The sequence below is a fragment of the Micromonospora sp. NPDC048935 genome (assembly GCF_043197875.1).
Taxonomy (GTDB): Bacteria; Actinomycetota; Actinomycetes; order Mycobacteriales; family Micromonosporaceae; genus Micromonospora.
In genome coordinates this window covers 724,947-739,370 of record NZ_JBICTZ010000002.1, presented here as the reverse complement: position 1 = coordinate 739,370, position 14,424 = coordinate 724,947, and the positions used below count along the sequence as shown (strand labels likewise).

The window sequence follows — 14,424 nt, the reverse complement described above, 5'->3', positions numbered from 1 at the left end:
CGGTGGTCAGGCTCAGGTGCGCGGGGTTGCCGGCACCTGGCGGGACCTGACCGACGACGTGAACTCGATGGCGTCGAACCTGACCAGTCAGGTCCGCAACATCGCCTCGGTGACCACCGCCGTGGCGAAGGGTGACCTGTCGCAGAAGATCACCGTGGACGCCCAGGGCGAGATCCTGGAGCTGAAGTCGACTGTCAACACGATGGTGGACCAGTTGTCGTCGTTCGCCGACGAGGTGACCCGGGTCGCGCGTGAGGTGGGCATCGAGGGCAAGCTCGGCGGTCAGGCCCAGGTGAAGGGCGTCTCCGGCACCTGGCGGGACCTCACCGAGAACGTCAACCAGCTCGCCTCGACGCTGACCACGCAGCTGCGGGCCATCGCCCAGGTGTCCACCTCGGTGACCCGGGGCGACCTGACCCAGCGGATCGCGGTCAAGGCGCAGGGCGAGGTCGCCGAGCTGAAGGACAACATCAACCAGATGGTCGTCACGCTCCGGGAGACGACCAAGAAGAACGCAGAGCAGGGCTGGCTGGACTCCAATCTCGCCCGGATCGGCGGCCTGTTGCAGGGCCAGCGCGACCTCGGCGAGGTCTGCCGCATGATCATGACGGAGGTGACCCCGCTGGTCGACGCCCAGCTCGGTGCCTTCTTCCTGGCCGACGACACCGACGGCAGCATGCGGCTGCGGCTGACCTCCTCGTACGGGTACGTGGCGCGGGGGCACGATGTCACCTTCGGTCCGGGTGAGGGTTTGGTCGGGCAGACCGCGCTGTCCCGCCGCACGATCCGGGTCAACGCCTCGCCGGACAGCCGGCTCACCCTGCGCTCCGGTCTGGCCGAGACACCCCCGTCCGACCTGGTGGTGCTCCCCGTGCTGTTCGAGGGGGAGCTGCTCGGTGTGATCGAGTTCGCCAGCGTGTCGACCTTCTCCGAGCTGCACCTGTCGTTCCTGGAGCGGCTGGTGCTCACCATCGGCATCGCGGTCAACACCATCCAGGCCAACCGGCGTACGGAGGAGTTGCTGGCCCAGTCGCAGCGGCTGGCGCACGAGATGCAGGAGCAGTCGGCGGAGTTGCAGCGCACCAACGCCGAGTTGGAGGAGAAGGCCACCCTGCTCTCCGAGCAGAAGGGCAACATCGAGACGAAGAACCGGGAGATCGAGCTGGCCCGGTTGGGCCTGGAGGAGAAGGCGCAGCAGCTGACCAGGGCATCGGCGTACAAGTCGGAGTTCCTGGCCAACATGAGCCACGAGCTGCGTACGCCGCTGAACTCGTTGCTGCTGCTGGCCCGTCTGCTGGCGGAGAACTCGGAGCAGAACCTCAGCCCGAAGCAGATCGAGTTCGCGAAGACCATCCACGGGTCGGGTTCCGACCTGCTGCGGCTGATCGACGACATCCTCGATCTGTCCAAGATCGAGGCGGGCCGGATGGACGTCGAGCCGACCGAGATCCGCTTCGCCGAGCTCCGCGGCTACGTCGAGCAGGCGTTCGCACCGCAGGCCGAGGAGAAGAACCTGGACTTCCAGGTACGGGTGAGCAAGGAGCTGCCGCCGGCGCTGGTGACCGACGCGCAGCGGTTGCAGCAGATCCTGCGCAACCTGCTCTCCAACGCGGTGAAGTTCACCGACAACGGTGCGGTGACGTTGCGGATCGCCCCGGCGGCGGACAACGCGGTCTTCGACGTGCCGGCGTTGACGAATGCCCAGCAGGTGATCGCGTTCACCGTGATCGACACCGGGATCGGCATCTCCGACGACAAGTTGTCGATCATCTTCGAGGCGTTCCAGCAGGCCGACGGCACGACCAGCCGCCGCTACGGCGGCACCGGGCTGGGCCTGTCGATCAGTCGTGATCTGGCCCGGCTGATCGGCGGCACGATCACCGTGTCGTCCGCTCCCGGTCAGGGTTCGACCTTCACCCTGTTCGTGCCGCAGGTGCTGGCCCCGGATGCCGTGGTCGCGCCTCAGCTCCCGTCGCCGCAGCGTGCCGGCCTGCCGTCGTCGTTGCTGATGCCGCCGCTGGAGTTGCTGCCGGAGCGGGCGGAGGCACCGGCCACCCGGCAACTGGATGGCGCCACGGTGCTGATCGTGGACGACGACGTCCGCAACGTCTTCGCCTTGACCAGCGCGTTGGAGTTGCACGGGATGACCGTGCTGTACTCGGACAACGGGGCGGACGGCGTCCGCCTGTTGGCCGAGCATCCGGAGGTGGACATCGTGCTGATGGACGCCATGATGCCGGACCAGGACGGTTACGAGACCACCCGCCAGATCCGCCGCAACCATCGGTTCGCCGATCTGCCGGTGGTCTTCCTGACCGCGAAGGCCATGCCGGGCGACCGCGAGTCGGCGCTCGCGGCCGGCGGCAGCGACTACATCACCAAGCCGGTCGACCTGGACGACTTGATCGAGTTGATGTCGTCCTGGATCAACGGCAGCCGGACCGAGGAGACTTCGTGACCCAGATCGCCAAGGCGCTGCTCGTGGACGACCGGCGGCAGAATCTGACGGCCCTGGAGGCGATCCTCCAGGGCCTGCCGGTCCAGTCCGTGGCGGTGGAGAGCGGTGAGGCGGCGCTCAAGCAGCTCCTCGTGGACGACTTCGCGGTGATCCTGTTGGACGCGCAGATGCCGGACATGGACGGCTTCGAGACGGCGAGCCACATCAAGCGCCGGGAGCGGACCCGGCACGTGCCGATCATCTTCCTCACCGCCGCCGACCGGGACGCCCAGCTCGCCCTGCGGGGCTACCAGGTGGGTGCGGTGGACTACCTGACCAAGCCGTTCGACCCGTGGGTGTTGCGGGCCAAGGTGTCGGTCTTCGTCGAGCTGTGGGTGAAGACCCGGCAGTTGGCCACCCAGTCGGACCTGGTGCGCGAGCGCGACACGCAGTGGCGGCGGCTGACCGACGCGGTCGACGAGGCGACCACGCTGCTCCGTTCCGACAACGTGGAGGCCCACGACCGGGCGGTCCGCATGCTGGAGCAGGCTCGCTGGGGCAACACGGCCTGACGCTCAGGTCTCGTCGGGTCGAACGTGGCCGGTGGCGGCCCGGCGAGCCCGCCAGCGCTCGCCCAACGATTCGATCTCCTCCTGGACGAAGATGAAGAAGTCGCGCATCTCCGCCACTCGCTCGCCGGCCGGTGTCTCCGGACCGTTCAGGGCGAGCACGCCGCCCTCGGCCACGTCGATGAAGGTCTTGTAGATCCCCGTCTTGGTGATGGTGCCCTCGTACCAGGGGTTGTCCGGCATTCGGTAGCGGTCCCGGCGGGACCGGGGGACCGGCTCGCGGATCAGCATGCCGAACTGGGTGAGGTAGCGGACCGCGCCGCTGACCGCCGCCGCGCTCACCCCGAGCCGGTCGCCGATCTCGGCGGCGGTCAACGGGTCGTCGGCGCTCATCACGGTGAACAACACCCGGGCGGCCATTCGCGGGAAACCGACCTCGGCGAAGGTCAGGGCCATCCGCTCGACGAAGAGGTGCACCGGGTCGTGGCCGTCAGCGGCTGCCATGGCGGTCCTTCCTGAGGTGCTCTGGTGGGCCCCGATGGTGCCCGGCCCACTCTGTCTTCACAACTTTGTGAAACGAGTGTAGCTTCCGAGATATGGAAACTCCCATTGCGGTGTCCGGGCTGGTCAAGACCTTCGGCCGGACCCGGGCGCTCGACGGTCTGGACCTGACCGTCCGCACCGGCGAGGTGCATGGCTTCCTCGGCCCGAACGGCGCCGGCAAGTCGACGGCCATCCGGGCACTGCTCGGCCTGCTGCGGACGGACGCGGGGGTCGTCCGCCTGCTCGACGGTGACCCGTGGCGCGACGCGGTCGCCCTGCACCGCCGGCTGGCGTACGTGCCGGGCGACGTGACGCTCTGGCCCAACCTCTCCGGCGGCGAGGTCATCGACCTGCTCGGCCGGATGCGCGGCGGTCTGGACCCGACCCGGCGGGCCGAGCTGCTGGACACCTTCGAGCTGGACCCGCGCAAGAAGGGGCGGGCCTACTCCAAGGGCAACCGCCAGAAGGTCGGCCTGGTGGCGGCCCTCGCCTCGGACGCCGAACTGCTCATCCTGGACGAGCCGACCTCCGGGCTGGACCCGCTGATGGAGGAGGTGTTCCAGCACTGGGTCCGCCGGGCGAAGGCCGACGGTCGCACCGTGCTGCTCTCCAGCCACATCCTGGCCGAGGTGGAGGCGCTCTGCGACCGGGTGACGATCATCCGCAACGGGCGGGACGTGGAGACCGGCACCCTGACCGACCTGCGTCACCTGCGCCGCACCTCGATCGAGGCGGAGCTGACCGGCTCGGCGGACGGGTTGGGCCAGCTCGCCGGCGTGCACGGACTGCGGGTGGACGGGCACCGGGTGCGCTTCGACGTGGAGAGTGCCGCGCTGGACTCCGCGCTGCGACGGCTCACCGAGATCGGCGTACGGAGCCTGGTCAGCCAGCCGCCGACACTGGAGGAGCTGTTCCTGCGGCACTACCAGGCCGAGCAGGTGCGGTCATGACGGCGTTCACCGGGACCCGGCACCTGGTCCGCCTCATCCTGCGCCGGGACCGGGTGCTGCTGCCGATCTGGGTTCTGCTGCTGGCGGTGCTGCCGGCCAGCTACGCCAGCGCGTACGAGGGGCTGTACCCGACCGCCGCCGAGCGGGCCGCGTACCTCACCGGCACGGCGAGCAACCCGTCGATCGTCGCCCTGCTCGGTCCGGTGTACGGCGACAGCGTCGGAGCGCTCACCGTCCAACGCGCCGGTCTGCTGGCGTTGATCGCCGCGCTGGTCAGCGTGCTCACCGTCGTGCGGCACACCCGCACCGAGGAGGAGGCCGGTCGGCGGGAGCTGCTCGGCGCCACAGTGCTGGGCCGGTACGCCGGGCTGACCGCCGCGCTGCTGGTGACGTACGCCGCGAACGTGTCGCTCGGCCTGCTCATCGCCGGCGGCCTGGTCGCGGCCGGCCTGCCCGGCGCGGGTTCGGTGCTCTTCGGTGCCGGCGTGGCACTCACCGGCGTCGTCTTCGCCACGGTCGGCGGGCTGGCCGCGCAGCTCACCGAGAGTGCGAGTGGGGCCCGTGGGATCGGCCTGGGCACACTCGGGCTGGCCTTCGTGCTGCGGTTGGGTGGCGACGCCGGTGGGTCCGGCGGCACCGGCGGGAGCGCCGAGTGGCTGAGCTGGCTGTCGCCGCTGGGCTGGGCGGCACGGAGCCGCGCCTACGCCGACGAGCGACTGTGGGTCCTACTGCTGCCGGTGCTGTTCAGCGCGGCGGTCGTGCTCGTCGCGTACCCCGTCTCGGTCCGCCGTGACCTCGGCGCCGGGGTGTTTCCGGCTCGGCTCGGCCCGGCCGCCGCCGGTGCGGGGCTGGCCGGCCCGTTCGGCCTGGCCTGGCGGTTGCACCGGGGCCCCCTGTTCGGCTGGACCGTCGGTTTCGGGTCGCTCGGCCTGGTGCTCGGCGGGGCGGCGGACGCGGCCGGCGAGGCGGTGCGGGGCAACCAGCAGGTTTCCGAGATCGTGTCCCGGCTCGGCGGCAGCTCGGCGCTTGCCGAGGCGTACCTCGGTGGGACGTTGAGCCTGACCGCGCTGGCCGCCGCCGGGTACGGCGTCCAGGCCGCGCTGCGGGCACGGGCGGAGGAGACCGACGGCCGGGCCGAACCGTTGGTCGCGACGGCGGTGAGCCGCACCCGCTGGCTGGCCTCGCATCTGGTCTTCGCGCTGCTCGGCCCCGCGGTGGTGCTGACCGTCGCCGGGCTGGCCGTCGGGCTGGCCTACGGGCTCAGCGTCTCCGACGTCGGCGGCGAGTTGCCGCGACTGCTCGGTGCGGGGCTGGCCCAGGTGCCGGCGGCCTGGGTGCTGGCCGGGCTGGCGGCGCTGCTGGTCGGCTGGCTGCCCCGTTTCTCCGGGGGTGCCTGGGCGGTGCTCGCCGGCTGCCTGCTGCTCGGTCAGCTCGGCGCGGTGCTGGAACTGGACCAGTGGGCGCTGGACGTCTCCCCGTTCACCCACACCCCGCAGGTCCTCAGCCAGGGCTGGCAGGCAGCCCCGCTGGCCGCCCTGACGGCAGTAGCGGCAGCCCTCCTGACCCTCGGGGTCCTAACCTTCCGATCCCGCGACATCCCCACCCAGTGACCCGCGTTGATCATGAGGTTGGCGGGTGGTACGGACGCCAAATCGCCCGTCAACCTCATGATCAACCGATGAGGGTGGGCGGGGCGGGGTGGGGTGGGGCGGGGTGGGGTGGGGTGGGTTAGCCGGTGGGTTGGTCGTTGCGGATCATCAGGGCGCTGCGGAGGCCGGTGATGTCCAGGACGCGGATCAGGAAGTCGCCCACGTGGGTCAGCAACAGCAGGCTCTGCGCGTGGCTGGCCTTGCGGCTGAGCACGACGAGGGTGCCCAGGCCCTGCGAGTCACAGAAGGTGACACCGCCCAGGTCGAGCACGATCCGCGGGGGTGGGTCGGCCAGCACCTCGTTGACGACGGTGGAGAGCTGGGCGGCCGTGAGCATGTCGATCTCACCGGCCAGGCGCAGCACTGCTTCGTCGCCCGTTCGGTGTAGCGTGATGGACAGTTCGGCACGATCCACCGGGTCAGCCTAGCGCGATCTGCCCGGCCCGGCCTGTTGAGGCCGCGAGCCGCCACCCACCGAGGTCACGAGCCCCACGCCGCCGCCGCCGACGCGACGCCGGCCCGGGGTGAGCCCGGTAACCCCACCGCGGGGTGGCTGCTGGTTGGCCGTGTGGCGCTGACACAATGGCGGCATCGTGACCGACATCTTTCCCGCCGGTTCCGGCCGTTACCCGGCCGACGCACCGGCCTCCGAGGCCCTGTTCGACCGCGCCCGCGCCATCGTGCCGGGCGGGGTGAACTCCCCCGTGCGCGCCTTCCAGGCCGTCGGCGGCACCCCGCGTTTCATGGTCCGTGGCGAGGGCCCGTGGCTGTACGACGCCGACGGTCGCCGCTACGTCGACCTGGTCTGCTCGTGGGGTCCGCTGATCCTCGGGCACGCGCATCCCGAGGTGGTGGCCGCCGTGCAGGCCGCCGCCGCTCGGGGCACCAGCTTCGGCACCCCCACCCCGGGTGAGGTGGAGTTGGCCGCCGAACTGGTCGACCGGACCCCGATGGAGCAGGTCCGGCTTGTCAACTCCGGCACCGAGGCCACCATGTCGGCGATCCGGCTGGCCCGGGGCTTCACCGGCCGCTCCAAGATCGTCAAGTTCGCGGGCTGCTACCACGGCCACGTCGACGCGTTGCTCGCCTCCGCCGGGTCCGGCGTGGCCACCCTGGGCCTGCCCGACTCGCCCGGTGTCACCGGTGCGGCGGCCAGCGAGACGATCGTCCTTCCGTACAACGACATCCGGGCCGTCGAGGAGGCGTTCGCCGCCGAGGGCCCGCACATCGCCGCGGTGATCACCGAGGCCGCCGCCGGCAACATGGGCGTGGTCGCCCCCCGCGACGGTTTCAACCAGCAGCTCGCCCGGATCGCGCACGCGCACGGCGCACTGCTCGTCGTGGACGAGGTGATGACCGGGTTCCGGGTCTCCCGCGCCGGGTGGCACGGCCTCGACGCCTCCGACGCCGACCTGTGGACGTACGGCAAGGTCATGGGTGGTGGCCTGCCCGCCGCGGCCTTCGGCGGGCGCGCGGACATCATGGCGCGGCTGGCCCCGGCCGGCCCGGTCTACCAGGCCGGCACCCTCTCCGGTAACCCGCTGGCCTGCGCCGCCGGCCTGGCCACGCTGCGGCTCGCCGACGACGCGCTCTACCGCCGTCTCGACGACACGGCCGCCGTCGTGGGCAAGCTGGCGTCCGACGCGCTGGCCGCCGCCGGGGTCCCGCACCGACTGTCGTACGCGGGCAGCATGTTCTCGATCTTCTTCACCGACGCCGACGTGGTCGACTACGACAGCGCCCGCACCCAGCAGGTGCCGGCGTTCAAGGCGTTCTTCCACGCGATGCTCGCCGCCGGCGTCTACCTGCCGCCGAGCGCGTTCGAATCGTGGTTCGTCTCGGCGGCGCTCGACGACGCCGCTCTGGAGCACATCGCCGCAGCGCTGCCCACGGCGGCCAACGCGGCGGCAGCGGCTGGTCACGGGGGGTTGGCGTGAGCACGAGGAGCGAGCCCGTTCTGCGAGCCCCGCAGTCGCGAACAAGGGGGGCGCAGCGGTGAGCAAGACGGTGGTCCACGTGCTCCGGCACGGTGAGGTGCACAACCCCGACCAGATCCTCTACGGCCGGCTGCCCGGTTTCCGCCTCTCCGAGCTGGGCGTGCAGATGGCCAAGGCCGCCGCGCAGGGCCTGGCCGAGCGGGAGATCGTGCACGTGGTGGCCAGCCCACTGGAGCGCGCCCAGCAGACCGCCGAGCCGATCGCCGCCCAGTTCGGACTGCCGGTCGGGGTGGACGAGCGGCTGATCGAGAGCGCCAACTGGTTCGAGGGCAAGAAGGTGTCCCCCGGTGACGGTTCGTTCCGCGACCCGCGCAACTGGTGGGTGCTGCGCGACCCGGTGACCCCCTCCTGGGGCGAGGCGTATCGGGTGATCGCCGAGCGGATGTTCGCCGCCGTGCACGCCGCGCGGGTCGCCGCCGAGGGGCGCGAGGCGGTGCTGGTGTCGCACCAGCTCCCGATCTGGACGCTACGCCGGTACGTCGAGCGCAAGCGGCTCTGGCACGACCCGCGCAAGCGGCAGTGCGGGCTGGCGAGCCTCACCTCGTTCCACTTCGACGGCGCGAAGGTGGTGGGCATCGGCTACAGCGAGCCGGCCGCGCACCTGATCGCCCTCTCCGCGACAGCCCGGACGGCCAAGGGGGCCTGATGAACGCCCGGAGGTGGACCGCCGGCCTGCTCGCCGCCGTCGCCGCGGTGGCGCTGGTGGGCTGCACGTCGTCGAAGGGGCAGGAGAAGACCTGCTCGACCACCTCCGACGGCATCATCGAGTGCGCACCGGACCAGCGTTCGGCCCCTCCGAAGCTCGCCGGTGAGCTGCTCACCGGCGGCACCTACGACGTCAACCAGGCCCGCGGGCAGGTCGTGGTGGTCAACTTCTGGGGCTCCTGGTGCGCGCCGTGCCGCGCCGAGGCCGACGACCTGGAAGCCGTCTACCAGGCCACCAAGGGCTCCGGGGTGACCTTCCTCGGCGCCAACGTGCAGGACGAGCGGGACAAGGCCAAGGCGTTCGAGGAGGGCCGGGTCACCTATCCGAGCCTCTTCGACCCGTCCAGCCGTCTGGCGCTCGACCTGGACATCCCGCCGAACACCGTCCCGGCGACAGTGGTGCTCGACCGGGAGGGCCGCATCGCGGTGGTGATCCGTCGTGCCGTGACGAAGGACGAGCTGATGCCTTTCGTCGAACGGATCGCCGCCGAGAAGCCGGCGTCGGGCTGATGGGCGAGACCTTCCGGGAGTTGGCCCTCACCGGGCCGCTGCTGCTCGCCATGGGCGCGGCGGCGCTCGCCGGCCTGGTCAGCTTCCTGTCCCCGTGCGTGCTCCCGCTCGTCCCCGGTTACCTCTCGTACGTCACAGGTCTCGCCGGCGCCGACCTCGAAGGCCGACGTCCGGCGGCCGAGTCCCCACCACCCACCGGCGGTGTCGCGGTCAAGGAGCGGGTCGCGCGGGTCGGCGCGGTCAAGGGCCGGGTGCTCGCCGGCACGCTGCTCTTCATCGGCGGCTTCACCGTCGTCTTCGTGGCCACCGCGATCCTCTTCGCCAGCATCGGCCGGGTCTTCTTCGACTACAAGCGCGAGTTGCAGATCGGCGTCGGCGTGCTGATCATCGTGGCCGGGCTGAGCTACCTCGGGATGATCCCCACGCTGCAACGCGAGTTCCGGATCTCCCGACTGCCGTCGGCCGGGCTGCTCGGCGCGCCGGTCTTCGGCGCGGTCTTCGCCCTCAGCTGGGTGCCCTGCACCGGCCCGACGCTCGGCGCGGTGATGGGCATGGCCACCGCCAGCGGGCAGAGCGACCGCGCCGTGGTGCTCGCCGTGGCGTACTGCCTCGGGTTGGGGATACCGTTCATCGTCTTCGGGCTGGGCTTCGAACGCCTGCTCGGGGTCTTCCGCGCCGTCCGGCGCAACAGCCGCTGGGTCACCCGGGTCGGCGGCGCCCTGCTCATCCTGATCGGCCTGGCGCTGGTCACCGGTGGATGGCAGAGCTTCGTGATCTGGTTGCAGACCACCGTCGGGGTGGGCGAGGTGAGCATCTGATGACTGTCGTCGACGACCGACCGGAGACCGTGGCCCCGGCACCCCGGCGCCGGCCCAACCGGCTGCTCGCCCTGCTGCGCAACTCGTGGCGGCAGCTCACCAGCATGCGTACGGCGCTGATCCTGCTCTTCCTGCTCGCGGTCGCCGCGATCCCCGGCTCGGTGCTGCCGCAGCGGGGGATCAGCCCGGAAAAGGTCAACAAGTACTTCGTCGACCACCCGGACTGGGCCCCCCGACTGGACCGGATCGGCGCGTTCGAGGTCTTCGGCTCGGTCTGGTTCTCCGCGATCTACGTGCTGCTGTTCACCTCCCTGATCGGCTGCATCACGCCCCGCCTGCGCGACCACGTCCGGGCGTTGCGGTCCCGGCCGCCGGCCGCGCCGAAGCGGATGGCCCGGCTGCCGCAGCACACCGTGCTGCCCGCCCCGCCGGGTGGCACGGCGGCGATTGCCGAGGTGCTGCGCAAGCGCCGCTGGCGCGTCGAGGTCCGCGGCGACGAGGTCTCGGCCGAGAAGGGCTACCTCAAGGAGACCGGCAACCTGCTGTTCCACATCTCGCTGATCGCGGTGCTGATCGGCGTCGGGCTCGGCTCCTGGTACGGCTGGAGCGGCAACCGGCTGCTGGTGGCAGGCAAGGACAACACGTTCTGCAACACCCGCCAGCAGTACGCCGAGGCGAAGCTCGGCCCACGGGTGGACAGCGCCGACCTGCCCCGCTTCTGCCTGCGGTTGGACGACTTCCAGGCCCGGTTCCTGCCGTCCGGCCAGCCGGAGTCCTTCAACGCCACGGTCACCGTCGACGGCCCGGACGAGCCGACCCGCCGCGCGGACTTCTCGGTCAACTCGCCGCTGCGACTGAAGGACGCGAGCGTCTACCTGCTCGGCCACGGGTACGCCCCGGTGATCCGCTACACCGACCGGTTCGGCAACAGCCAGCTCAGTGACGACCCCTTCCTCACCACCGGTGACATGGGCCTGACCAGCGAAGGGCTGGCGGCCTTCGCGGACGCGAACGTCGACCCGGCCACCGGCCAGCGCGCACCGGACCAGCAGATGGCGTTCACCGGCATCTACCTGCCCACGGCACCCGAGCAGGCACCGTTCGTGCGCTCGCAGTATCCGGCCGAGCGCAACCCGGTGCTGAACCTGGTCGCCTACCGGGGCAACCTCGGCCGGGACGCTGGTATCCCCGGCTCGATCTACCAACTCGACCAGCGGCAGGTGCGGACCGGCAAGGTCAAGGAGGTCGGCACCAAACTGCTCCGCAAGGGCGAGACCTGGACGTTGGACGACGGCTCCACTGTCGAGTTCGTGGGCACCGAGCGGTACGTCACCCTCTCCATCCGGCACGATCCCGGTGCGACCCCGCTGCTGTTCAGCTGCGCTGCCCTGCTGGTCGGGTTGATGGGCTCGCTGTTCGGTCGACGTCGCCGGGTCTTCTTCCGGGTGGTGCCGGGCGACCCCGCGAACGGATCTCCGACGGGCGGTAGTAGCTTGGTGGAGGCCGGTGGGCTGCCGCGCACCGACTATCCAGGGTTCGCCGACGAGTTCGCCCAGCTCGTCACCGCTGTCAGCGGTGCCGACCGGGCTGCCGAGCGGGCCGGCACCGACGCTGACTCCAACGACCGGGCCGGTGTGCGAGAAGGGACCGAGTGATGTCCGCGCTCTCCGACAATCTGGTGACCTTCGCGATCCTGACGTACCTGATCGCGATGATCAGCCACGCCGTCGAGTACGCGCTGGGCAACGCCCGTACCCGGGTCGCCGTGGCGTCGCCCGCCCGCGAGCTGGTGGGTGCGGGAGTCGGCGGTGGTGGCGTCGTCACCCCGAAGTCACCCGCGCCGGTCCCGCCGTCGGCCGACGCTTCGACGCGTCGGCCACGGATCGCCGGCCTGGTCGCGGTGGGTGCCACCGCGCTCGCCGCCGTGCTGCACCTCGCGGCGCTTGTCACCCGCGGTCTCGCGGCGGACCGGATGCCCTGGGGCAACATGTACGAGTTCGTGCTCACGGTGACGTTCATCGGGGTCGCGGCCTGGCTCGTGGTGCTCTGGAAGCGGCCGTCGCTGCGTAAGCTCGGGCTGTTCCTCACCCTGGTGATGGTCCTGCTCGTGGCCACCGCCGAACTGGTCCTGTACGTGCCGATCGTGCCGCTGGTGCCGGCCCTGAACTCGTACTGGTTCGTCATCCACGTCTCGACCATCGTCTTCGCGTCCGGCATCTTCCTGCTCGGCGCGGTGCCGGCGGTCGGCTTCCTGATGCGCAACGGGTACGAGCAGCAGGGTAAGCGGAGCTTCCCGTACACCCTGGCGAAGCGGCTGCCCAGCGCGGTCGGCCTGGAGCGGCTGACCTTCGCGCTGCACGCGTTCGCGTTCCCGATCTTCACGTTCGCGGTGATCGCCGGCGCGATCTGGGCCGAGGCGGCCTGGGGTCGACCGTGGGGCTGGGACCCGAAGGAGACCTGGGCGTTCATCTCCTGGGTCGTCTACGCCGGCTACCTGCACGCCCGTGCCACGCCCAGCGTCAAGCGCAACGTGGCCACCTGGCTCGCGGTGCTCGGCTTCCTCACCATGCTGATGAACCTGTTCGGCGTGAACATCTTCTTCACCGGCCTGCACTCGTACGGCGGGCTGGACTGATCCGCTAGCCGGCGTTCCCGTGTTGCCGGCCGTGGCTCGTACGCGTCTACCGCGTGGGTCGCCAGGCCCGCAGGGCCCGCTCGACCTGGATGGTGACCTGGTACGACACCTCCGGCAGGTCGGCCAGCTCGAACCGTTCGCCGCGCAGCGCCAGTTGGGCGTGCAACTCCCGGGCGACGGCGTCGCGAATCGTGACAAGCAGCGGAGACAACCCGTCCGGGTCGCCGACGACGTAGGCGTCCGACATGAATCCACCATGCCCCGTGTCCCGCCGTTGCGCCACGATCGGTGCGATGTCCCCGCCAGGCTTGACACCGGCGCTGGTTCGGCAATATGGCGTTGTCCCGCGCCCGGTCGGCGGTTGATCCACTCGGGTTTCGTGAAGTCGGGGCATCACCGCGGGCTGGAGGCACCGACTTCCTGAAACCCGAGTGGACCTTGGCCCATCCTGCGCAGCGTGGCCGTCCAGCGTGGCGGGGTCGCCGTGCCTACGGTTCAGCCGCCGAACCAGCCGGGCACGTCGAGGCGGAACCAGTTGGCCGAGGCCATCGTGCGCAGGTCGTCCTCCATGGCGTCGACCCGGTCCGGGCCGAGGGTCTCGGTCCACCGCTCGCGCAGCCGGTCGAAGATCTCGGCCGAGCGGCGTAACCCGTCGGCACCGCGTGGGGTCACCCGGACCAGCCGGCGTCGGGCGTCGGTGGGGTCGTCGACCCGCTCCAGGTAGCCGACGGCGACCAGCCGGTCGACGGTCTTGCCCGCGGCCTGTTTGGAGATGCCCAGCCGCTGACCCAGCTCGGTGGCGGTGGTGCCGTCCGCGCCGACGGCCTGGAGCACGAATCCGTGCAGCGGTCGCAGCTCCGGATGCCCCTCCCGGGCCAGCTCGGCGTGCAGGTCGTCGATAACCGTCCGGAAGCCGGCCAGCAGCAACAGCGGCAGCGCGAAGCCGGGCCGCGCGGGATCAGAGGTTGCCATGTTCGACAACCACGTTTACTATTTCGTCAACCACGTTGACTATCGTAACGTGCTCCGATCCAGACTCTGAAAAGTAGGCAACCATGCCCGTCTTCACCGCTCACACCGCCGAGACCGCGCCCGCCACCGCCCGACGAGCCATCGAGGGCGTACGCGGCCGGTTCGGCTGGCTGCCCAGCGCGGTTGCGCTGATGGCCGACTCGCCGCAGTTGCTCACCGGCTTCCTCACCGCCAGCGCGGGCTTCGAGCAGACCGACCTCGCCCCCCTGGAGCGGGAGGTGGTCATCCTGACGATCTCCACCAGTCACGAATGCCATTTCTGCGTCGCCCTGCACACCGGCAAGCTCACCCAACTCGGCGCGACCGCCGAACTGATCACCGCACTGCGCGCCGGCTCGGCGCTGCCCGAGCCGCGACTGGAGGCGCTGCGCCACTTCACGCTGGCTGTCCTCGACCACCGGGGCGCAGTGCCCGACGACGAGTTGGACGACTTCCTGACCGCCGGCTACCAACCCCGGCACGCGCTGGACGTGGTGCTCGGCGTCGGCGCGTACACCATGTCCACCTTCGCCAACCGGCTCACCCAGGCGCCGCTCGACCCGCCACTGGCCCCCCATGCCTGGACGCCCGCTGCCTGAC

The 14,424-nt window shown here is 70.9% G+C and carries 15 protein-coding genes; 11 read left to right on the top strand and 4 right to left on the bottom strand.

The features are described 5' to 3' along the window. Both ACGFIW_RS09725 and ACGFIW_RS09720 read left to right on the top strand, forming a co-directional pair. A partial coding sequence (locus tag ACGFIW_RS09725) for an ATP-binding protein (RefSeq protein ID WP_393312433.1) occupies positions 1-2,458 on the top strand: 2,458 nt, incomplete at its 5' end. After that, positions 2,455-3,009 (top strand): response regulator, encoded by a 555-nt coding sequence (locus ACGFIW_RS09720; RefSeq protein ID WP_357068745.1) that lies wholly within the window; start codon positions 2,455-2,457, stop codon positions 3,007-3,009. The genes ACGFIW_RS09725 and ACGFIW_RS09720, both read left to right, overlap by 4 nt. Before the next feature lie 3 nt (positions 3,010-3,012). Here ACGFIW_RS09720 and ACGFIW_RS09715 read toward each other — a convergent pair whose 3' ends face one another. Then, positions 3,013-3,510: a GbsR/MarR family transcriptional regulator gene (locus ACGFIW_RS09715; RefSeq protein WP_393312431.1), complete on the bottom strand. Its 498-nt coding sequence runs from the start codon at positions 3,508-3,510 to the stop codon at positions 3,013-3,015. 92 nt (positions 3,511-3,602) lie between these two features. Here ACGFIW_RS09715 and ACGFIW_RS09710 point away from each other — a divergent pair, with 92 nt between their 5' ends. Beyond that, complete coding sequence (locus tag ACGFIW_RS09710; protein ID WP_393312429.1) at positions 3,603-4,499, top strand: ATP-binding cassette domain-containing protein; 897 nt, start codon at positions 3,603-3,605, stop codon at positions 4,497-4,499. Beyond that, positions 4,496-6,109, top strand: coding sequence for an ABC transporter permease (locus tag ACGFIW_RS09705; RefSeq protein ID WP_393312427.1), 1,614 nt, complete (start codon positions 4,496-4,498; stop codon positions 6,107-6,109). The genes ACGFIW_RS09710 and ACGFIW_RS09705 overlap by 4 nt, the downstream gene beginning before the upstream one ends. A gap of 118 nt (positions 6,110-6,227) precedes the next feature. Here the strand turns inward: ACGFIW_RS09705 and ACGFIW_RS09700 are convergent, their stop codons facing one another. Next, entirely contained in the window at positions 6,228-6,563 is a 336-nt protein-coding gene (locus ACGFIW_RS09700) for an STAS domain-containing protein (protein ID WP_393312425.1), read from the bottom strand. Positions 6,564-6,741: 178 nt separating this feature from the next. Here ACGFIW_RS09700 and hemL point away from each other — a divergent pair, with 178 nt between their 5' ends. The 6 genes from hemL to ccsB are packed head-to-tail and all read left to right on the top strand — an operon-like array spanning position 6,742 to position 12,813. Further along, positions 6,742-8,085, top strand: coding sequence for a glutamate-1-semialdehyde 2,1-aminomutase (hemL, locus tag ACGFIW_RS09695; protein ID WP_393312423.1), 1,344 nt, complete (start codon positions 6,742-6,744; stop codon positions 8,083-8,085). Between the two features lie 58 nt (positions 8,086-8,143). Continuing rightward, positions 8,144-8,791, top strand: coding sequence for a histidine phosphatase family protein (locus tag ACGFIW_RS09690; protein WP_030334015.1), 648 nt, complete (start codon positions 8,144-8,146; stop codon positions 8,789-8,791). After that, positions 8,791-9,360: a TlpA family protein disulfide reductase gene (locus ACGFIW_RS09685; RefSeq protein ID WP_393312420.1), complete on the top strand. Its 570-nt coding sequence runs from the start codon at positions 8,791-8,793 to the stop codon at positions 9,358-9,360. The genes ACGFIW_RS09690 and ACGFIW_RS09685 overlap by 1 nt, the downstream gene beginning before the upstream one ends. Further along, positions 9,360-10,178 (top strand): cytochrome c biogenesis CcdA family protein, encoded by an 819-nt coding sequence (locus tag ACGFIW_RS09680; RefSeq protein WP_393312418.1) that lies wholly within the window; start codon positions 9,360-9,362, stop codon positions 10,176-10,178. Before ACGFIW_RS09685 ends, ACGFIW_RS09680 begins: the two co-directional genes overlap by 1 nt. Continuing rightward, positions 10,178-11,833: a cytochrome c biogenesis protein ResB gene (locus ACGFIW_RS09675; RefSeq protein WP_393312416.1), complete on the top strand. Its 1,656-nt coding sequence runs from the start codon at positions 10,178-10,180 to the stop codon at positions 11,831-11,833. Before ACGFIW_RS09680 ends, ACGFIW_RS09675 begins: the two co-directional genes overlap by 1 nt. Continuing rightward, positions 11,833-12,813, top strand: a complete 981-nt coding sequence (gene ccsB, locus ACGFIW_RS09670) for a c-type cytochrome biogenesis protein CcsB (RefSeq protein ID WP_393312414.1) — start codon at positions 11,833-11,835, stop codon at positions 12,811-12,813. The genes ACGFIW_RS09675 and ccsB overlap by 1 nt, the downstream gene beginning before the upstream one ends. Positions 12,814-12,859: 46 nt before the next feature. Here ccsB and ACGFIW_RS09665 read toward each other — a convergent pair whose 3' ends face one another. Next, positions 12,860-13,060, bottom strand: a complete 201-nt coding sequence (locus tag ACGFIW_RS09665; RefSeq protein WP_393312412.1) for a hypothetical protein — start codon at positions 13,058-13,060, stop codon at positions 12,860-12,862. A gap of 248 nt (positions 13,061-13,308) precedes the next feature. Next, positions 13,309-13,785 (bottom strand): MarR family winged helix-turn-helix transcriptional regulator, encoded by a 477-nt coding sequence (locus ACGFIW_RS09660; RefSeq protein ID WP_393312410.1) that lies wholly within the window; start codon positions 13,783-13,785, stop codon positions 13,309-13,311. Between the two features lie 83 nt (positions 13,786-13,868). Between ACGFIW_RS09660 and ACGFIW_RS09655 the strand changes: the two genes are divergently transcribed. Next, the gene (locus ACGFIW_RS09655) at positions 13,869-14,423 is read left to right on the top strand and encodes a carboxymuconolactone decarboxylase family protein (protein WP_393312408.1); all 555 of its coding nucleotides are present in this window, start codon (positions 13,869-13,871) and stop codon (positions 14,421-14,423) included. Position 14,424: the final 1 nt, after the last annotated feature.

Bases quoted from the DNA above. Each gene is read 5' to 3' on its own strand.
- ACGFIW_RS09715 (WP_393312431.1), bottom strand. From the start codon at position 3,510: ATGGCAGCCGCTGACGGCCACGACCCGGTGCACCTCTTCGTCGAGCGG.
- ACGFIW_RS09710 (WP_393312429.1), top strand. From the start codon at position 3,603: ATGGAAACTCCCATTGCGGTGTCCGGGCTGGTCAAGACCTTCGGCCGG.
- ACGFIW_RS09705 (WP_393312427.1), top strand. From the start codon at position 4,496: ATGACGGCGTTCACCGGGACCCGGCACCTGGTCCGCCTCATCCTGCGC.
- ACGFIW_RS09685 (WP_393312420.1), top strand. From the start codon at position 8,791: ATGAACGCCCGGAGGTGGACCGCCGGCCTGCTCGCCGCCGTCGCCGCG.
- ACGFIW_RS09680 (WP_393312418.1), top strand. From the start codon at position 9,360: ATGGGCGAGACCTTCCGGGAGTTGGCCCTCACCGGGCCGCTGCTGCTC.
- ACGFIW_RS09675 (WP_393312416.1), top strand. From the start codon at position 10,178: ATGACTGTCGTCGACGACCGACCGGAGACCGTGGCCCCGGCACCCCGG.
- ccsB (WP_393312414.1), top strand. From the start codon at position 11,833: ATGTCCGCGCTCTCCGACAATCTGGTGACCTTCGCGATCCTGACGTAC.
- ACGFIW_RS09665 (WP_393312412.1), bottom strand. From the start codon at position 13,060: ATGTCGGACGCCTACGTCGTCGGCGACCCGGACGGGTTGTCTCCGCTG.
- ACGFIW_RS09660 (WP_393312410.1), bottom strand. From the start codon at position 13,785: ATGGCAACCTCTGATCCCGCGCGGCCCGGCTTCGCGCTGCCGCTGTTG.
- ACGFIW_RS09655 (WP_393312408.1), top strand. From the start codon at position 13,869: ATGCCCGTCTTCACCGCTCACACCGCCGAGACCGCGCCCGCCACCGCC.